The organism is Actinomyces sp. W5033, from assembly GCF_051303165.1.
Window position 1 is genome coordinate 25605 of the sequence record NZ_JBPPGD010000002.1, and the last position, 18517, is coordinate 44121.

The 18517-nt window shown below is 68.5% G+C and carries 11 protein-coding genes and 2 pseudogenes; 11 read left to right on the top strand and 2 right to left on the bottom strand.

The genetic code is table 11. The annotated features are described in order from the left end of the window. Positions 1-46 precede the first annotated feature (46 nt). The 5 genes and pseudogenes from ACSJJR_RS01675 (at position 47) to ACSJJR_RS01695 (ending at position 5803) form a co-directional block, all read left to right on the top strand. Positions 47-2053: a DUF6541 family protein gene (locus ACSJJR_RS01675; RefSeq protein ID WP_435941791.1), complete on the top strand. Its 2007-nt coding sequence runs from the start codon at positions 47-49 to the stop codon at positions 2051-2053. Positions 2054-2104: 51 nt separating this feature from the next. After that, complete coding sequence (gene glf, locus ACSJJR_RS01680; RefSeq protein ID WP_435941792.1) at positions 2105-3286, top strand: UDP-galactopyranose mutase; 1182 nt, start codon at positions 2105-2107, stop codon at positions 3284-3286. Positions 3287-3566: 280 nt separating this feature from the next. Further along, positions 3567-4784: pseudogene (locus ACSJJR_RS01685) on the top strand (MBL fold metallo-hydrolase); the annotation flags it as partial. Positions 4785-4790: 6 nt separating this feature from the next. Beyond that, positions 4791-5162: pseudogene (locus tag ACSJJR_RS01690) on the top strand (alpha-L-fucosidase); the annotation flags it as partial. A gap of 38 nt (positions 5163-5200) precedes the next feature. Continuing rightward, positions 5201-5803, top strand: a complete 603-nt coding sequence (locus ACSJJR_RS01695) for a hypothetical protein (protein ID WP_435941793.1) — start codon at positions 5201-5203, stop codon at positions 5801-5803. 61 nt (positions 5804-5864) lie between these two features. On the opposite strand, the gene ACSJJR_RS01700 is transcribed toward ACSJJR_RS01695, so the two are convergent. Both ACSJJR_RS01700 and rfbB read right to left on the bottom strand, forming a co-directional pair. Further along, positions 5865-7538: an NlpC/P60 family protein gene (locus ACSJJR_RS01700; protein ID WP_435941794.1), complete on the bottom strand. Its 1674-nt coding sequence runs from the start codon at positions 7536-7538 to the stop codon at positions 5865-5867. 132 nt (positions 7539-7670) lie between these two features. After that, on the bottom strand, positions 7671-8666 hold the full coding sequence (gene rfbB, locus ACSJJR_RS01705) for a dTDP-glucose 4,6-dehydratase (protein ID WP_435941795.1): 996 nt from the start codon (positions 8664-8666) through the stop codon (positions 7671-7673). A 395-nt stretch (positions 8667-9061) separates the two neighbouring features. Here rfbB and ACSJJR_RS01710 point away from each other — a divergent pair, with 395 nt between their 5' ends. The 6 genes from ACSJJR_RS01710 (at position 9062) to ACSJJR_RS01735 (ending at position 18515) form a co-directional block, all read left to right on the top strand. Beyond that, a complete protein-coding gene (locus ACSJJR_RS01710) occupies positions 9062-11704 on the top strand; it encodes an N-acetylmuramoyl-L-alanine amidase (protein WP_435941796.1) in 2643 nt (880 codons plus the stop codon). A 194-nt stretch (positions 11705-11898) separates the two neighbouring features. After that, positions 11899-13716, top strand: coding sequence for a rhamnan synthesis F family protein (locus tag ACSJJR_RS01715; RefSeq protein WP_435941797.1), 1818 nt, complete (start codon positions 11899-11901; stop codon positions 13714-13716). Between the two features lie 24 nt (positions 13717-13740). Next, a complete protein-coding gene (locus ACSJJR_RS01720; protein ID WP_435941798.1) occupies positions 13741-14583 on the top strand; it encodes an NAD-dependent epimerase/dehydratase family protein in 843 nt (280 codons plus the stop codon). A 62-nt stretch (positions 14584-14645) separates the two neighbouring features. After that, positions 14646-16532: a rhamnan synthesis F family protein gene (locus tag ACSJJR_RS01725; RefSeq protein ID WP_435941799.1), complete on the top strand. Its 1887-nt coding sequence runs from the start codon at positions 14646-14648 to the stop codon at positions 16530-16532. Continuing rightward, positions 16529-17659, top strand: coding sequence for an acyltransferase family protein (locus tag ACSJJR_RS01730; protein WP_435941800.1), 1131 nt, complete (start codon positions 16529-16531; stop codon positions 17657-17659). The genes ACSJJR_RS01725 and ACSJJR_RS01730 overlap by 4 nt, the downstream gene beginning before the upstream one ends. Then, the gene (locus tag ACSJJR_RS01735; protein ID WP_435941801.1) at positions 17646-18515 is read left to right on the top strand and encodes an ABC transporter permease; all 870 of its coding nucleotides are present in this window, start codon (positions 17646-17648) and stop codon (positions 18513-18515) included. Before ACSJJR_RS01730 ends, ACSJJR_RS01735 begins: the two co-directional genes overlap by 14 nt. Positions 18516-18517: the final 2 nt, after the last annotated feature.

Below are 18517 nucleotides of genomic sequence, written 5' to 3' on the forward strand. Positions count from 1 at the left end.
TGGGCGGGGTGCGTATGAGCCCGCCCGGTCCTGGGGTCCTGAGGCCGTGACAGCGGCGACGGCGCTCGGCGCCCTCATCGGAGGCCTCCTGCTGCTGCTCGCCCCCGGCTGGCTCATCGCCCGTGCCGCCGGTCTGCGCGGCGTCGCCGCCGCATCGGTGGCGACGGGCCTGTCCTGCGCCGTCATCGGCGTGGCCGAGCCCCTGGCCTCCGCCGCGCACCTGGCCTGGGGACGCGGCGGTTGGGCGGTCATCACCGCCCTCGCCGGTGGCTGCGCGGCCCTCGTGCTGGCCGCCAGGCGGCTGCTGGGTACGGGCCCAGTGGGTATCGGGCCCGACGACGGCGCACGGCCCACGGGCGGAGAGAGCCGACTCGGTCCGGACCGGACTGTCCTCCTCATCGGGCTGGCGCTCGCCGTCGTCCTCGGGGCAGCAGGGCTGTGGTGGGGCACCGGTGGGCTCGCCACCCCCGTCCAGGCCTTCGACGCCGTCTTCCACCTCGCCGCGCTCCAGACGGTCCGCGTGGACGGCGACGCCTCCAGCCTCGGCGGCCTCGCCAGGCTCTACCAGGGCAGCCGCGTCTACTACCCGACGGTCTGGCACGGCGTTGCCGCGTTGCTGCCGGGCACCGCCTCACTGGCCAGCAACGTGCTCGTCATCGTCGTCGGCGCCGTGTGCTGGCCGCTGGGGGTCGTGGGGCTCATCGACGCCACCGCCTGCGCCGCCCCCGAGGGTGACGCACACGGTGGCCGGGTACGGGCCCTGACCCTGGCGGCCAGCGCCCTGGCCGCCACCGCGACGAGCGCCCTGGCCGTCACCCTCACGACGCTCGCCGTGTGGCCCTACGCCCTGTCCCTCGTCTGCCTGCCCGGTGTCCTCGCCCTGGCCCACACGCTCACCCGCACCGGGTGGGGACGCCCCCGGCTGCTCACCGCCCTGCTGGCCCTCGCTGCTGCCGGGGGAGCGGTGCTCGCGCACGGCAGCGCCGTCTTCAACCTGCTGGTACTCCTGGCCCCCCTCGGGGTCGCCTCGCTCGCCCGCCTCCTGCGGGCCGGCGGCGCGAGACGCCGTGGGGTCCTGGCCGTCCTCGTCCTCGCGCTCGCGGCCGCAGCCGCCGGCGCCTGGGCCATGCGCGCCTCCCTGGCCTCCGTCCTGGGCTACGGGCGCGACGGCGGCAGCGCCCTGGCAGCACTCGCTCAGTCACTCATGGACACGCCCCAGTACGGGCCGCTGACCTGGCACGGGCTCCCCGTCGGCCTCGGCCTGCTCGCCCTGGCCGCGGTCGCCGTCAGGCACGGGGGGCGCGGCCTGCGCCTCCACCTGCTCACCTGGGTGCTGACGCTGGGGCTCGTGGTGCTCACCGGCGGGCCGCAGTGGACCGGCAGGGCCCTGGGGGCCCTGTGGTACCTCCAGAAGGCCCGGGTGCAGCCTCTGGCCGTCATCGCCCTGCTCGTCCTCGCCGGCTGCGGCCTGCACCTGCTCCTCACACGCTGGTGCTCCCAGGACGGCCCGCGCGGCCGTCGTCGTGCCACGGCCCTCGTCGGGGCGACGGCCGCAGCCGCCGTGCTGGCCGTGCCCCTGCACGCGCAGCTGGCCGCCAGCACCCACGACGACGAGCGCATCGCCTACGGCGCCCTGGCCACCGGGGCCGAGCTCGCCGCCCAGGGCGAGCTGGCCGCCCTCCTGCCCCCCGGCGCCGTCGTCGTCGCCGCGCCCTCGCTCGGGGGCACGTACCTGTGGAGCGAGCACGGGGTCGGCTCGGTCTACCCGACGCGGGTCGCGCCCGCCACCGGCAGCGCCGAGCAGAGGCTCGCCGACGCCCCCGCCGTCCTCGAGCCGGGCAGCGAGGCCTGTACGGCCCTGGAGGAGCTCGGGGCCGGCTACTACCTCGACGTCGAGCGCGACGGCAGTGAGGAGGCCCGGGGCCGCAGCTGGGCGCCGCTGCGCTGGGACGCGAGCCTGGCCGACTGGCCGACCGAGGGGATGGAGGCGGTGGGGGCGGTGGCGACACCGACCGGAGCCCTCACGCTCTACCGGGTCGTTGGGTGCGGCTGAGCGTGCGGGTAGCCTGGACTGACCACTGGGACAGTCACAGGAGGCCTGCGCGTGAACCACGATATCGTCGTCGTCGGCTCGGGCCTGTTCGGCCTGACCGTTGCCGAGCGCTGCGCCAATGGGCTGGGGCTGAAGGTCCTCGTCATGGACCAACGGGACCACATCGGCGGCAACGCCTACTCCGAGGCGGACCCGGTCACGGGCATCGAGGTACACAAGTACGGGGCGCACCTGTTCCACACCTCCAACGAGCGTGTGTGGCAGTACGTCAACCGCTTCACCAGCTTCACGTCCTACGTGCACCACGTCTACACCACCCATGACGGCGTCGTGTACCCCATGCCCATCAACCTGGGCACGATCAACCAGTTCTTCCACGCCTCCTACACACCGGATGAGGCCCGCGCGCTCATCGCCGAGCAGGCCGGCGAGCTCGCCGGCAAGGACCCCGAGAACCTCAACGACAAGGGCATCAGCCTCATCGGCCGGCCCCTGTACGAGGCCTTCATCAAGGACTACACCGGCAAGCAGTGGCAGACGGACCCCAAGGACCTGCCCGCCTCGATCATCTCCCGCCTGCCCGTGCGCTACACCTACGACAACCGCTACTTCAACGACACCTACGAGGGCCTGCCCACCGGCGGTTACACGGCCTGGCTGGAGAAGATGGTGGACAGCGCGAACATTGACGTGCTGCTGTCGACGGACTTCTTCGACGAGTCACAGCCTTGGAACAAGAAGGCCCTCGTCGGAAAGGTCCCGGTTGTCTACACGGGGCCCGTGGACCGCTACTTCGGCTACAGCGAGGGAGCCCTGTCATGGCGCACCATCGACTTCACCACCGAGTACCCCGAGACAGGTGACTTCCAGGGCACCTCGGTGATGAACTACCCCGACGTCGAGCAGGACTACACGCGCATCATCGAGCCGCGCCACTTCCACCCCGAGCGCGACTACCCCTCGGACAAGACCGTCATCATGAAGGAGTACTCCCGCTTTGCCCAGGAGGGTGACGAGCCCTACTACCCGGTCAACACGCCTGAGGACCGTGAGCGGCTGCTGGCCTACCGGGCCCTGGCTGCCAAGGAGCCGGACGTGGTCTTTGGCGGGCGCCTGGGCACCTACCAGTACCTCGACATGCATATGGCGATCGGCTCGGCACTGAGTGTCTTCGACAACGTCATCGCTGCGCGCTTCCGTCAGGGATTACCCCGTGGTGGGGCCGTGTGCTGAGGGCCCGACCGACTCGCTGACCTGCCTATACCTGTGACACCTGAGGGGTATCCTCCATCCTGGAATTCGGAGCCGGTGCTGGCTCCACCTGTGTGCACGAGGTGCTGTGGTGATTCTTCAATCTGTGATGTCGGCGACTGCTCGGTTCCACGGGGAGGGTAGGAGGCGGGGCTTGCAACCGACGTTGTGGGTCCTGGTGCTGGTCTCGGCAGTGCTCGTGTGCGTGGTCCCGGTGACGCCGGCACATGCCGAGGAGGACGGAGTTGAGGCCATCCACATCATGGCTTTTCCCGCCTCGGACGCGATCATCCTCGAGAGCAACGGGCGTTTTGCCTTCGTCGACTCTGGTGAGGACCGGGACTTCCCTGACGGCAGCGACCCCCGGTACCCGTGGCGGCCCGGGATCGTCCCGGCGTTGGACTATGAGGACATTCTGTGGAGCTACCTCGACCAGCTTGGGGTGAACGAGACGAATGTCGAGTTCTATCTGGGTACGCACGCGCACTCGGACCACATCGGTACCGCGGACACGGTCATCTCCAGGTACAAGCCGAGGAGGGTCTACACCCCCGAGTACTCGGACGCATGGATCTCGAATCCTGGGCGCCTGTGGGACAACCAGTACGTCTACGACCAGATGATCTCGGCGGCACACCAGGCTCATGACGAGTATGGTGCGGCGCTCATCCAGCACCTGAGCCCCGGGGCGCCCGTGGTGCCGGCAGCCGAGGGACAGGCCGCCTCCCCGGACTTCGACTTCGGTGACATGCACATCGAGATTGTCAACTACGGCGAGGACTACAAGACGAACCCGGTGCCGGACGCCAACCACATGTGCTGGGGCGTCAAGGTCACGGCCCACGGGAAGACAGCCTTCCTCGCGGGGGACATCGAGAACACCGCTGGTGCGGAGGACCGCATCGCAGATCAGATCGGCGACGTTGACTTCCTCAAGCTTGGCCACCATGGGACCTACACCTCGAACTCGGAGCACTTCCTCGAGGTCCTCAAGCCTGAGCTCGCCTTCCAGACTGGCGCCTACCACTACCTCTTCTCGGACACCGTCGCGGTCCTCAACCGTCTGGGCACCCAGTGGTACACGGCCGAGGAGGTCCGGGCCACCGGGAACACAGCCGTCGTGTTCACCATGGACGAGTCCGGTGTGTCCCTCGACGGTGTCCCAGAGGCGGTCGTCTACCGACGCGGCAGCTCCAGTCCGCACGTCGTGGCCTACCAGGGTGGGGTGCCCGCGCCCCAGGATGGTTGGAGGCAGGTGGCAGGCACGTACTACTGGTTCAGTGCCAGCGCTGAGGCTGCTGAGGACACGTGGTTGGACCGGAACGGCACCTGGTACTACCTGACCTCCTCAGGTGCGATGGCCACCGGTTGGAACCGTGTGGGGGGCTACTGGTACTACTTCCACGGTTCGGGGGTCATGGCCACGGGCTGGTTGCAGGAGAAGGGCTCCTGGTACCACTTCAGTGCTCTTGGCACGATGTCCGTCGGCTGGGTGCAGGACAACGGCGTCTGGTACTACATGCATCCCTCCGGTGCCATGGCGACCGGCTGGGTGCAGGAAAACGGCGCTTGGTACTACCTCACGGCCTCAGGTGCCATGGCGACCGGCTGGGTCCTCAGCGGTGGCTCTTGGTACTACATGCGGCCGTCCGGTGCTATGGCGACCGGCTGGGTGCAGGACAACGGCTCCTGGTACTACCTCACGGCCTCCGGCGCCATGGCCACGGGCTGGGTCCACGACCGAGGTGTCTGGTACTTCCTGACCTCCTCCGGTGCCATGGCGACAGGGCGTGTGTGGATCGCAGGTCGTTTATCGGAGTTCTCCGCCAGCGGCGCCTGGCTCGGCTACCGCTCTTGAGACGTCGGCCTGCGGTGGTGACGTACTAGCCTCAGGGGATGAGACGTTGCTCCGCCTTGCTGTCCGTCACCGCCGCCCTTCTCGCCCTCGCAACTGCGGGGGGCTGCGCCTCCGGTTCGGGCGGTGACGGGGGCTCCGCCTCGCCCAGACCGACGGCGGCCTCCGTTGGCACGGACCGCCCGGCCGAGGAGACCCTCTCCACGGCCGCCGCGCTGGCGCCTTTCGAGGCTCCTTCGCCGCGGTGCGCCGCCATGAACGGCGTGCTGCTCACCGCCCTGGCCGAGACGCCCCAGGGGCAGGCCTTCACGGCGGCCCCCGACGGTGCCGCCGACAAGCCGGTCCTCTGGGGCGCCTTCGCCCAGGCACTCGAGGACGGCTATGGCGCCCAGCTCGACGAGGCGGCGGGTGGTGAGGCCATCGCGACAGGTGCTCGCGAGGCCTTGCGCGAGTACATCCAGGCCTTCGAGCGTCTGTCCAGTGGCGAGGTGGTCGAGTTCTCGGACCGCCAGTCCGTTCAGGAAGCGATGGCCGAGGGACGTGCGCCGACCCCGGACCCGGACTACACCCGCACGGTAGAGACGATGACGAGCGCTCACGTGACCCTCACCCAGTGCCTTGCGGACTGGCCGGTTGTCTTCTGACGCGGGCCTGGCCCTGCCAGCGGAAGGTGACCGGCACACTGGCCGGAGCCTCAGCAGCAGGTCACGGGAAGGGACGCACCACAGTGGGAGCGATCGTGGCCCAGGAGTAGCCCGCTGTCACATGGCCCACACGTGCGGGGTTTCCCATCCAGTCGGTGTGGATGACGCGGTCGTCGCCGATGTAGATGCCTACGTGGGTGACGACGCCGTGGGTCGTGTAGAAGATGAGGTCGCCGCGCTGGCGCTGGTTGAAGGGGACGTGCTGGAAGCCGGAGTAGGCGTAGAGCTCCTGTGAGGTCCGGTAGGCGGGCCAGGCGTGCTTGATGACGTCGATGGGCTGAGGGTCCATGCCAGCGGCGTACAGCGACTGCAGGACCAGGCCGGAGCAATCGAATCCCAGTGAGTACGATCCGGCGCCGCCCCAGGTGTAGCTCGAGCCGATCTGGTTCCAGGCGTAGCCGATCATGGCTTCGATGCGCTCGGATCGGGTCGCGCTCAGCGAGACGGGTGTTGCCTGGTACTGGTCCACCCACCACGAGTAACCGGTGCCCATGGCGTCCCAGGTTGTCCTGTCCACCACGCCGGTGCGGGGAAGCCCTGCACGCGCCTGGAAGTTGCGGACCGCGGTTTGGAAAGTGCCGTCGACCGAGGCGAGGGTGCCCGAGCTCCAGATCCCGAGCCTTTGCTGGACGATACGCACCTTGACCCCGTTCATGCCCCAGGTGAGGTCATTGGTGGACCATCCGGGTGAGGTGATGCGGTCCGTGGGCTGGAGATAGCCCTCGGGGGCACTGTAGCCGTACCAGACCCCGCTGGCTGAGAACCGCTCCGTCTTGCCGTTGATGATCTGCTGGCCAGAGACCATGACCCCGGAGGAGTCCAGGTAGTACCAGGAGGTGCCGTCCTTGACCCAGCCGTGGGCTCGTGCGCCGGTGGAGGGTTGGAGGTAGTACCAGAAGCCGTCTTGTTGGAGCCAGCCGGTGGCCATCGCGCCTGTGGGCTGGAGGTAGTACCAGGAGGTGCCGTCCTGGAGCCAGCCGGTGGTCATGCGTCCGTGGTCGGCGGTGAGGTAGTACCAGGTTCCTGCGACGGCGGTCCAGCCGTGGGCTCGTGCGCCGGTGGAGGGTTGGAGGTAGTACCAGGAGCCGTCTTGTTGGAGCCAGCCGGTGGCCATCGCGCCTGTGGGCTGGAGGTAGTACCAGGAGGTGCCGTCCTGGAGCCAGCCGGTGGTCATGCGTCCGTGGTCGGCGGTGAGGTAGTACCAGGTTCCTGCGACGGCGGTCCAGCCGTGGGCTCGTGCGCCGGTGGAGGGTTGGAGGTAGTACCAGGAGCCGTCCTCCTGGACCCAGCCGGTGCGCATGTAGCCGACGGAGTCGAAGCGGTAGACGTTGCCGTTGATCCGCGCCCACGCGGAGGCCGGGTACGCGCCGTCAGTCAGGCGGTACCACCATCCCCTGGAGTCGTGCTGCCAAGCGCCAGCCCCGCTGAGGTCCTCGCCGTCCAACGGGTCCGGTGCGCTCGCGCCAGCGGGAGGTGCCACCGCGAGGGCCGGGGCGGCTGAGGTGCTGTCAGGCTCGGTGTCATCGGGTGTGGAGGCCTCGGCGTCTGCCGTCGCCGTGGCGGAGGTGCTCGGGGCTGGCGCCGTCTCATCGGCGGCCGCCGCCGTGGTGGGCAAGGCCAGGGCTAGCACGGCGAGCAGCGCGGCTGCACGCCTCCGGCGGTCAGGCAGGGTCATAGACCCAGACTAGCCATGGCGATGGCAGCCCAGTGCGGCGGCGCGACAGCCCGGTCCTCGGCCGGCACGAGCGAGGCCCGGCCCCGCGGGTGCCGGGGCCGGGCCAACGTGACAGTGTGGGGCTGGGTCAGCTCACTGACCCTGGGCGGCGTACTTGGCCTCGACCTCGGCCTTGAGCGGGCGCCACCAGGCCTCGTTCTCGCGGTACCAGTCGATGGTGGCCTGCAGGCCGGAACGGAAGTCGGTGAAACGGGGGCTCCAGCCCAGCTCCTCGACGAGCCTGGTGTTGTCGATGGCGTAGCGCATGTCGTGGCCGGGGCGGTCGTTGACGTGGACGTAGTCGTCCTTGTCGTGGCCCATGAGCTCGAGGATGAGCTCGACGACCTCCTTGTTGCTCTTCTCACCGTCGGCACCGATGAGGTAGGTCTCACCGATCCGGCCCTTGTCGATGATGTCCCACACGGCATCGTTGTGGTCCAGGACGTGGATCCAGTCGCGCACGTTCTCGCCGGCGCCGTACAGGCGCGGCTTGACCCCGTCAATGAGGTTGGTGACCTGGCGGGGGATGAACTTCTCGATGTGCTGGTAAGGGCCGTAGTTGTTCGAGCAGTTGGAGATCGTCGCCTCGACGCCGAAGGAACGCACCCAGGCGCGCACGAGCAGGTCTGAGCCAGCCTTCGAGGAGGAGTAGGGGGAGGACGGGTTGTAGGGCGTCGTCGGCGTGAACTTGGCGGGGTCGTCGAGCTTGAGGTCGCCGTAGACCTCGTCCGTGGAGATGTGGTGGTAACGGACCTTGTGACGGCGCACGGCCTCGAGGAGGGTGAAGGTGCCCACGAGGTTGGTCTGGATGAAGGGGGAGGGGTCCAGCAGGGAGTTGTCGTTGTGGGACTCGGCCGCGAAGTGGACGACGACGTCCGCGTCCTTCACGAGCGGGTCCACCACGTCCATGTCCGCAACGTCTCCGACGACGAGCGTGACGCGGTCGGCGATATCGGCCAGGGAGGCCCGGTTGCCGGCGTAGGTGAGCTTGTCGAGCACGGTCACCTGAGCGTCCGGGTAGCGGTTGAGGGTCTGGTGGACGAAGTTGGCGCCAATGAAGCCGGCGCCGCCGGTGATGAGGACGTGCATGGACAGGCTCCGTGAGTTGGGTTCTGGCGCGCAGAGCGCCGGTGGTCTCGATCGTCATGATGCCACAGAGGGCGTAGGCCTCAGCAGGGAGGGGACTGCCATCCTCGCCGCTGCCGCGCGGTCTCCACAGTGGAAGCGGTGCGGTGCCGCGCGGCATGTGGTGCGGACAGGGGTTTCCGACGAGGGCGCAGCAGGTCTATCCTGCCACTTAGACCCCATTCGTCACAGTAGTACCACGTGTCACGCGTGACGTGTTTCCGGACCCCACTGGAAGGACGCCCATGCCGTCATCCCGAGTCCTCCGCCTCATCGCAGCCGTCTGCCTCATGGCCGTGGGCCTGGTACCCGCGTCGTTTGTCAGTGGCCCGGCCTTGGCGGCAGGAGCCTCAAGCCGGATGACGGCCGTCCAGGCTGAGGCCGCCTCTGCCGGCCCGGTCCAGGTCATCGAGCTCACGACAGCCTCCGGCCAGGCCACCGAGCTCGCCGAGGCCGGCCTCGACGAGCAGGCACAAGGGGACTCGCGTGCCCCGGCAGGCACGAGCGGCGGAACCGGCGTCGTCCCCGGCCTCGACGTCGCCCTGGCCGACGCCCTCGCTGTGCTCGCCGGCACCATCGATCCCGAGGCTGACGCCACCCTGCTCACCGAGCCGCTCGAGGTTGCCGGATTCCTCGTCGCGGGGTTCACCTGGACCGGTGCCGCGACCCTGCCTGAGGGCACGCAGATCTACCTGCGGGTGCGTGAGAACGGCGTGTGGACCGACTGGTACCTCAATGAGCCCTCCGACGCCGGGCGTGACGACCGCGACCCCGCGACTGCGGTCTCGGGCACCGACGAGTTCGTCACCGGTGGTGCCGACGCCATCCAGGTGGCTGTCATCGCCGGTCCCTCCGGCCTGCCGGCCGACCTCGCCCTGTCCCTGGTGCCGGGCGAGCCGGCGGGGGAGGAGGTCCTTCAGCGTGAGGAGATGACGGTCGTTGACGCCGAGAGGACCGGTGTCGCCGAGGAGCAGGCCCAGGCCTCGGGCGTGCCCTCTCCGGCCGCCGAGCCCGTGCAGCCGGAAGGCGCGGCTCCGGTGGACACCTCGCCCTCCGTGACCGTCCCCCACCGCAGCGCCGTCCCGGCGGGAACCTCGGCCGGAACGGGTGTGAGCCCCTCGCTGCCCGCGCTCCTGGCCGCGGCCACCACCGCCAACGGCCTTCCCGTTGCCGTCACCACCCGCGCCGAGTGGGGCGCCAACCCTGCCTACCTCGACTGGGACCCTGAATATGCCGCCGCAAGCCACGTCGTCGTCCACCACACCGCAGGGACCAACGACTACACCGAGGCCCAGGCCCCCGGCATCGTGCGGGGCATCTACTACTACCACGCCAGGACCCGGGACTGGGGGGACATTGGCTACAACTTCCTCGTTGACAAGTACGGCAACGTCTACGAGGGACGCTACGGCACGCTCAGCTCCGCCCCCGGCACGATGGTCGTGGCGGGACACGCCTACGGCGCCAACACCGGCACCATGGGCATCTCCATGATGGGCACGTACACCTCCGTCAGTCCTTCCGAGGCCCAGTTGCAGTCGGTCGGCAAGATCGCTGGCTGGTTCCTCGCCCGCGCTGGGGTCGCAGATGCGACCGCCTCCGCGCCTTTCACCATCAAGGCGACCGAGAAGTACCGGGCGGGACAGGTTGTCACCCTGCCACGAGTCCTCGCCCACCGCGACGTCGGCTACACGACCTGCCCGGGCGACGTCGGTTACTCCCTCATGGGCACGATCCGTGCGATCGCGCAGACGCAGGTCACGAACGGCTCCAGCGCCTTGACGCGGACCTGGCAGCGCTCCGGCTCCAGCTGGAAGCTTATCGAGGCGGGCAAGGCGCTGACCGGTTGGCAACGGGTGGACGGCGCCTGGTACTACCTGGGTGCCGACGGTCTCATGCGCACCGGCTGGCAGCCGGTCGATGGCAGCTGGTACTACCTGAGCAGCTCCGGCGCGATGGTCACCGGCTGGCTCCAGCAGGGCGGCTCCTGGTACTACCTGTCGGCCTCGGGGGCGATGGTCACCGGCTGGCTCCAGCAGGGCGGCTCCTGGTACTACCTGTCGGCCTCGGGGGCGATGGTCACCGGCTGGCTCCAGCAGGGCGGCTCCTGGTACTACCTGTCGGCCTCGGGGGCGATGGTCACCGGCTGGCTCCAGCAGGGCGGCTCCTGGTACTACCTGTCGGCCTCGGGGGCGATGGTCACCGGCTGGCTCCAGCAGGGCGGCTCCTGGTACTACCTGTCGGCCTCGGGGGCGATGGTCACCGGCTGGCTCCAGCAGGGCGGCTCCTGGTACTACCTCGACTCCAGCGGTGCGATGCGCACCGGCTGGCAGCAGGTGGGCGGCGTCTGGTACTACCTCGACTCCAGCGGCGCGATGGTCACCGGGGCGCGGCAGATCGACGGCACCTGGAACCTGTTCTCCGCCAGCGGCGCCTGGCAGGGGTACACGACCCTCACCCCGGTCATGGCGGCCCCCAGCGCTTCGCGGGGGACGGTCCTCCACAGGATGGTCACCGCCTACCAGGCCACCGGCCACCGCTTCCCGAGCCAGGCGCTCAGTGCAGGAGGTGCCGGCACCCTGTGGGCCTTCGCCACGCTCGTCTACGACGAGGCCACCGCGGAGGGAGTGAGCCCCGAGCTGCTCTTCGCCCAGGTCATGACCGAGACCGCCTGGCTCCAGTTCGGCGGTGACGTGAGCATCAGCCAGTTCAACTTCGGTGGGCTGGGAGCCACGGGCAACGGCAACCGGGGACTGAGTTTCCCCGACGTGCGCACCGGCCTGCGAGCCCAGGTGCAGCACCTGCGCGCCTACGCGGACCCCTCCGTGACCACGGCAAGCCTCGCACACCCCGTTGTCGACCCGCGCTTCGGCTACGTGCGCAAGGGCTCGGCGCCCTACGTCGAGCACCTGGGCATCCAGGAGAACCCTGCTGGGACCGGCTGGGCAGCGTCGAGGGGTTACGGCCTCGCCCTGGCCTCGCTCATGCAGTCGCTGGGCTGACCAGGCAGTGGGCGCGCCGGTCCTCGCGTGCTCCGTGCCGTGCCCTGGCAGGTGACCCGGGTGCGTCCGCAACCGAGCGGTGACGGCCTGGACGGCCGCCGTTGGGCGTCCCTCGGCAACCGTCGTGCCGGGGATATCCTCATCCCTACCGCGCGGCGGACCACCGTCGCAGCCGACGAGCACCGAAGGGCGTCATGGCCGGCACGCGCACGCTGATCTACCTCCACCACGACCCGGCTGGGCGCGTCGAGGACTATGTTCTCCTCGCCATCGGATCCATCCGGTCCTTCGTCGAGCGCGTGCTCGTCGTCGTCAACGGTCCCCTGTCCGACGAGGCCCGGGACAGGCTCAACGGTGTCGCCGACGACGTCCTCGTGCGCGAGAACCAGGGACTTGACGTCGGCGGGTACCACGCCGGGCTTCGCCGTCTCGGGTGGGAGACGGTCGCCTCCCTCGACGGCCTGGTGCTGGCCAACAACACGTTCTTCGCGCCAGTGGCCCCCTGGCAACCCGTCCTCGAGGCAGCCGCCACCCGGCCTGAGGCCTCCTTCTGGGGACTGAGCGAGCACGCGGAGCTGCGTCCACACCCCTTCCTGCCCAGGAAGGTCATGCCCCGGCACCTGCAGTCCCACTTCCTCGTGGTGAGGCCGAGGCTCCTGTCAGACCCCGCCTTCCGCGAGTACTGGGAGACGATGCCTGCGGTCGAGACCTACAACGACTCCGTCTCCCACCACGAGTCGCGCTTCACCGGGCACTTCAACGCCCTGGGACACTCCTCCTTCGCCGTCTTCCCCCTCGAGCGGTACCGGGGCGCCAACCCCTCGCTCGACGACGCCGCCTCCCTCCTGGCTGACGGGTGCCCGGCCCTCAAACGGCGGCTGTTCTTCCACGACCCGCTCTACCTCGACCACCGGGGACTGGCCCCCGCGGACGTCCTTGCGGACGCCGTCGGCGCCGGGTACCCCGAGGACACCCTCCTCGGCGGGCTCGTGCGGACGAGCCCGCCACGCACGCTCGTGGTCAATGCCGGCCTCACGCAGACGCTGCCCGACGCTGCGGTGTCGTGTCCATGTGCTGCCGACCCGGTTGCCGCTCACGTGCTCGTCACCCGCGCCGACGAGGCCGCTCGCGCCGTATGCCGCCTGGACGCCCTGGCTGACGTTGAGCGTGCCGTCATCGCCTGTGTCCCAGGACCGGCCCGTGCCGCTCTTGACCGGGCGCTTCTCGCGGCACCCGGTGTCGCTGCTCGTACACAGGTGGTGGACGCCTCCAGCCCGCGGCTCGGCGCGCTCGCCTCCCTCCTCCTCGATGCCCCAGACCTCCTGGAGCACCACGGGCTGCTCCTGTGCCTCGCCGTCGGCGAGGCTGTGCGCAGGCCCGACGACGACGCCGTTGCCGGCAGCGCCGCCCGCCTGGCCCAGGCGGCAGCCGTCTTCGAGGCCCATGCCTCGCTCGGTCTCCTCCTGCCTGTGCTGCCCGTGGTCGGCTCGTGCGCACACGGGCACGGCTGGGCAGGTGGTGAGCCGAGGGCTCGTGCGCTCGCCGAGCGCGCGGGCGTCCGCGTCCCGCTTGATGCCCACACGCCGCTCGCCCCTCGCGGGCGCTCCTTCCTTCTGCGCCCCAGTGCCCTCGCGCCCCTGGCCTCCCTCGCCGAGGAGCTGGGCGGGAGCGAGAACGACACCCTCACGGGCGAGGTGGTCGAGGCCCTCGTCGCTCCCGCCTGCCTCAGCACCGGCATGCACTGCCGTCAGGTGCTGGGCCCCGCGGACTCGCGTGCCTACGGCCTGCTCGAGCACCGTTACCAGGAGCTCGCCGCCCTGCTGCCCGCCTCCCCCTTCGAGCAGGTGCCCTACCTCGCCGCCCGCTCAGGGCCCCGCGCCTCGCTCAGCGCGGTCCTCCGCAGGGACCTTGAGCAACGTGCACCTGGTCTCGCGGACCGTCTCAAGCCCGTCTACCGTGCCCTAGGGGTCGGCGTCGGCCGCCTGGGCGCAGCCCTTGGCCGCGGTCGTTGATCGTGGCTGCTACGATCCCGGGATATGGGTAAGACGGTTCTCGTCACTGGTGCTGGTGGCTACATCGGGCGGCACGTCGTGCGCGCCCTTCTTGATCGTGGCCTCGACGTCACGGCTGTCGATCTGCGTCTTGACGGGGTTGACGAGCGCGCCGGCAGGCTCCAGCTCGACCTGTTCAGCGGTGATGAGGACATCTACGACCAGATGGGCCGGCCCGACGTCGTCATTCACATGGCATGGCGAGACGGTTTCAAGCACAACTCGCCCGCCCACATCGACGACCTTGCCAAGCACCACCACCTCATTGAGAACCTCTACGCGGGGGGCCTGGAGCAGCTCGCCGTCATGGGCACGATGCACGAGGTCGGATACTGGGAGGGTCCCATCACGGAGGACACCCCCTGTGCTCCCGCCTCCCTGTACGGCATCGCCAAGAACGCGCTGCGCGAGCTGGCCACGTTGTCGGCGAGGCAGCACGGCGCCGTCCTGCAGTGGATCCGCGCCTACTACATCGTCGGTGACGACAAGTTCGGCAGCTCGGTCTTCTCCAAGCTCCTCGCCGCCGCTGAGGAAGGCAAGAGGACCTTCCCCTTCACCACCGGCCAGAACAAGTACGACTTCATCTCCGTTGACGGCCTGTCCGCGCAAATCGCCGCGATCGTTGATCAGACGAGCGTCACCGGGGTCATCAACGCGTGCACCGGAACGCCGATGACCCTGGCTGAGCGTGTCGAGGCCTACATCCGTGACAATGGTCTTGACATCTCTCTCGAGTACGGGGCCTTCCCGGACCGTCCGTACGACTCCCCAGGTGTGTGGGGCGACCCCACGAAGGTGCGCGCCGTCCTCGAGGCCGACGCCCACTGACCGGGCGCCCACGCAACTGCACTGTCTGACGCTCGCCGGGCGAGCGCGAAGGGACCTGCCTCATGATCCTCGGTGACTCGCCGACGCGACTCGGCATCTTCTTCTTCTACGACGCCGACGGCGTCGTAGACAGGTACGTCGAGGTGCTGCTCGAGGACCTGCTCGACAACCTCAACGAGCTCGTCGTCGTCGTCAACGGTCACCTGACCGCCAAGAGCCATGTCCGCCTCAAGGGCCTCACCCCTCACGTCATCGTCAGGGAGAACACTGGGCTGGACGTGTGGGCCTACAAGACCGCCATGGACTCCTATGGGTGGGACCGCCTGGCTGAGTACGACGAGATCGTCCTGCTCAACTCGACGATCATGGGGCCGGTCTACCCCTTCGCCGAGATGTTCGACGACATGGCCCGGCGGGATCTCGACTTCTGGGGGCCGACCTGGTTCCACGAGAACCGGGACAGCAACTACGGCGCCAGCTCATATGGATACATCCCGCGTCATCTCCAGTCGCACTTCCACGTCTATCGACGCTCCCTCGTGACCAGCGAGGCGTTCCAGGCCTACTGGGACCAGATGCCGGAGATCGACGACTACGCCACCTCTGTCGGGTACCACGAGATCGCCTTCACCAAGCGTTTCGATGACCTCGGCTTCGTCTCCGGGGCTTACGTCGATACCGAGGACCTTGAGGGGATCACCTGCCAGCCCATCATCTTCAGCCCCAAGCGGCTCATCGCGGACAAGCGCTGCCCGATCTTCAAACGGCGTTCCTTCTTCCACGACTACGAAGATGTCCTCGCCCAGACGGTCGGCAACGCCGCCCTCGACCTCTACGAGTACCTGCGCGACGAGACGGGCTACGACACCGACCTCATCTGGGAGAACCTCCTGCGCACGGTTGAGCTCGCGGATCTCGTGAGGAACCTCCAGCTCACCTACGTGCTGCCCACGCACTCCGTTGAGGTCGAGCCCGTCGCGGCTGAGCGGATCGCCCTGGTCATGCACGTGCACTACATGGAGCTGCTCGACCAGCTCCTCGGCTACGCCGCCTCCATGCCTGCGGACGCCGACCTCATCATCACCGTCGGCTCGGCGGACAAGAAGCGCTACGTTGAGGAGGCCACCGCCAGCCTCGACCGCAAGGTCATCGTCCGGATCGTCGAGAACCGCGGCCGTGACGTCGCCGCGCTCCTCGTCGGCGCACGAGACCTCGTCGTCGGCTACGACCTCGTGTGCTTTATCCACGACAAGAAGGTCACCCAGATCCAGCCGGGCACCGTAGGGGAGGGCTTTGCCCTCAAGTGCTATGAGAACGTCCTGCCGACCAAGGACTTCGTCACCAACGTCATCGCGACCTTCGAGCGTGAGCCCCGGCTCGGACTGCTTACCCCCGCCCCGCCCAACCATGCGGACTACTTTCCGATCTACTCCTACGCCTGGGGGCCCAACCTGGAACGTACGCAGCGGCTCCTGAGGGAGGTCGGTGCCCAGGTCCCGGTGTCGGGGGAGAGGGAGGTCATCGCCCCCCTCGGCTCCACCTTCTGGTTCCGTCCCGCCGCCGTGCGCAAGATGCTTGACTTTGGCTGGGACTGGGAGGACTTCCCACCCGAGCCCCTCGCCGAGGACGGCACAATCTCCCACGCCATCGAGCGCGCCTACTGCTACGTCGCCCAGGACGCCGGCTATTTCAGTGGCTGGCTCTACTCGGACCGGTTCGCCCGCATCGAGCTGACGAATCTCAGCTTCTACACCCGTGAGCTCACCACCGCGATGGCTGCGCACTGGAAGGCCGACCGTGAGCGCGAGATGGTCCGCACCGCGCGCAGCGCCGGGACTATGCGCCAGGCCATCAAGGCGAAGATCGTTGAAGCGGTCCCCAGTGTCATCAGGCCCGCTGCGCGCCTGGCCTGGCGCTCCGTCCGACTCGCGCGAAGGATGGTCCGATGAGTCAGCCTGCCGCGGTCCGCACCACACCGGTACGTCGACGCCGCATCTTCTCCCTCGATCTCGTCCGTGCTCTCGCCACGGCGCTCATCGTCCTCACGCACTTCAACAACCCGTTCCTCACCGATGGACGCTACCTGCTGACCAACCAGCCCTTCGGCGTCTACGTCGGTGCCGTCGGCGTGTCCCTCTTCCTCATCGTCTCGGGCGCCTCCCTGTCCGTGGTGTACCAGGGGGACTTCAGCCTCAAGACGTTCTACTGGAAGCGGTTCAAGGGCATCTACCCGATGTTCTGGACCGCATGGGTCCTGGGAACCCTGTACTTCTTCATCGACATGAACGGAAGCCCGCTCAACGCGGCACCCGCGCGGTCGGTCATCTGGACCGTCCTGGGGATCGATGGCCTCGTCGCGAACTTCGGCGTCCGCACGGCTTATCTCCTGGGCGAGTGGTTCCTCGGTTTCATCATCCTCTTCTACGTCATCTTCCCGGTTCTGCTGCGGCTCATTGAGCGCTTCCCCAAGGCGACGGCCGCTGGGGTCCTCACCCTCTACGCGGTGAGTCTGTGGCTCCTGCGCGACGGGCAGATGGTGTTCCCGTCCTCGGTGGTGCTGACCGTCCGCCTGCCCGAGCTCGCCTTCGGCATCTACTTCATCCGCTACATCAAGCGCGTTCCGGCACTCGTCGTGCCCGTGGCCGCCGCCGTGCTCGTGGTCACCGGGCTGCTGCCGACACAGATTCCTGAGGACCTGGCCACGACCCTGGTCGGCATCGCCTGCTTCCTCATCCTCGTGGCCATCGCCCCGTGGGTGGAGATCGGCCCTGTGCGCGAGGCGGTCGCACTCGTGGCGAAGTACTCCTACCCGGTGTTCCTCGTGCACCACGTCATCATCTACAAGCTGTTCTTCTACTCCGGACTGGACTACGGCAGTTACGCTCCCGTCCAACTGGTCGCCATGTTCGGCGCGGTGTGCGTCCTCACCCTCGGCCTTGCCGTCGCTCTCGACAGGGTGACGTCCCGGGTCGTCGCCCTGACCACCCACGCCTTTGAAGGGCAGTGGTGGCGTCCTGCGGCACGTGTCCACCAGGTTGATCAGACGAGGGAACGGAGTCGTGATGCTGCTAGGTAGGCGCTTCGACGCGGAGGAGAGCCCCCGCCGCGTCCTCGACCTCACCCTCAGACTGACTCAGCGCTCGGTGTCCTCGGAGTTCAAAGGCACCGCCCTGGGACGTCTGTGGTCCTTCATCAACCCGCTCGCGACCGTCGCCGTCTTCGCCCTCATCTTCGGCGTCATCTTCCGCGGCAGCGTTGAGCCAGGACGGTACTCCGGTATCGACTCCTTCGCGCTGTGGATCGGGATCGGCGTCATCTGCTGGAACTTCCTGTCCGCGGGTGTCATCAACGGCATGAACGCCTTGGTGAGCAACGCCGGGCTGCTCACGAAGGTCTACTTCCCCCGGCAGGTGCTCGTGTACTCGGCGGTGGGTGCTCTTGTCGTCGACTTCCTCTTCGAGCTGGTCGTCCTCGTGGGGATCTCACTCATCGCCGGAGGGGCTAGGGTGCTGCTCATGCTGCCCGTGCTGCTCGTCGTCACCGTGCTCACGGCCATGTTCGCCACCGGGCTGGGGATGGTGCTGGCCATCGCGACCGTCTACTTCCGCGACATCAGCCACCTGTGGCAGATCTTCAACCAGGTGTGGATGTACGCCTCAGGAGTCGTCTTCTCCCTGTCCATGCTGGACCAGGTGCAGAACCAGCTCTTCGACAGGGGATGGGCATTCAACGGCAGGCCGATCCCCATCACCATGCTCTTCCGCCTCAACCCTGCGGAGACCTTCCTCGAGGCATTCCGCTCATGCCTCTACGACTTCGCAGTGCCCTCCTTGGGTGTGAGTCTTGCCTGCGTCGCCTGGGGCGTCGGGATGCTGCTTGTCGGCCGCCTCATCTTCCGGCGGTACTCCACCCGCATCGTCGAGGAGCTCTGACC

Bases quoted from the DNA above. Each gene is read 5' to 3' on its own strand.
- ACSJJR_RS01710 (WP_435941796.1), top strand. From the start codon at position 9,062: ATGACGGCCGTCCAGGCTGAGGCCGCCTCTGCCGGCCCGGTCCAGGTC.
- ACSJJR_RS01725 (WP_435941799.1), top strand. From the start codon at position 14,646: ATGATCCTCGGTGACTCGCCGACGCGACTCGGCATCTTCTTCTTCTAC.
- rfbB (WP_435941795.1), bottom strand. From the start codon at position 8,666: ATGCACGTCCTCATCACCGGCGGCGCCGGCTTCATTGGCGCCAACTTC.
- ACSJJR_RS01735 (WP_435941801.1), top strand. From the start codon at position 17,646: ATGCTGCTAGGTAGGCGCTTCGACGCGGAGGAGAGCCCCCGCCGCGTC.
- ACSJJR_RS01715 (WP_435941797.1), top strand. From the start codon at position 11,899: ATGGCCGGCACGCGCACGCTGATCTACCTCCACCACGACCCGGCTGGG.
- ACSJJR_RS01695 (WP_435941793.1), top strand. From the start codon at position 5,201: ATGAGACGTTGCTCCGCCTTGCTGTCCGTCACCGCCGCCCTTCTCGCC.
- ACSJJR_RS01700 (WP_435941794.1), bottom strand. From the start codon at position 7,538: ATGACCCTGCCTGACCGCCGGAGGCGTGCAGCCGCGCTGCTCGCCGTG.
- ACSJJR_RS01730 (WP_435941800.1), top strand. From the start codon at position 16,529: ATGAGTCAGCCTGCCGCGGTCCGCACCACACCGGTACGTCGACGCCGC.
- ACSJJR_RS01720 (WP_435941798.1), top strand. From the start codon at position 13,741: ATGGGTAAGACGGTTCTCGTCACTGGTGCTGGTGGCTACATCGGGCGG.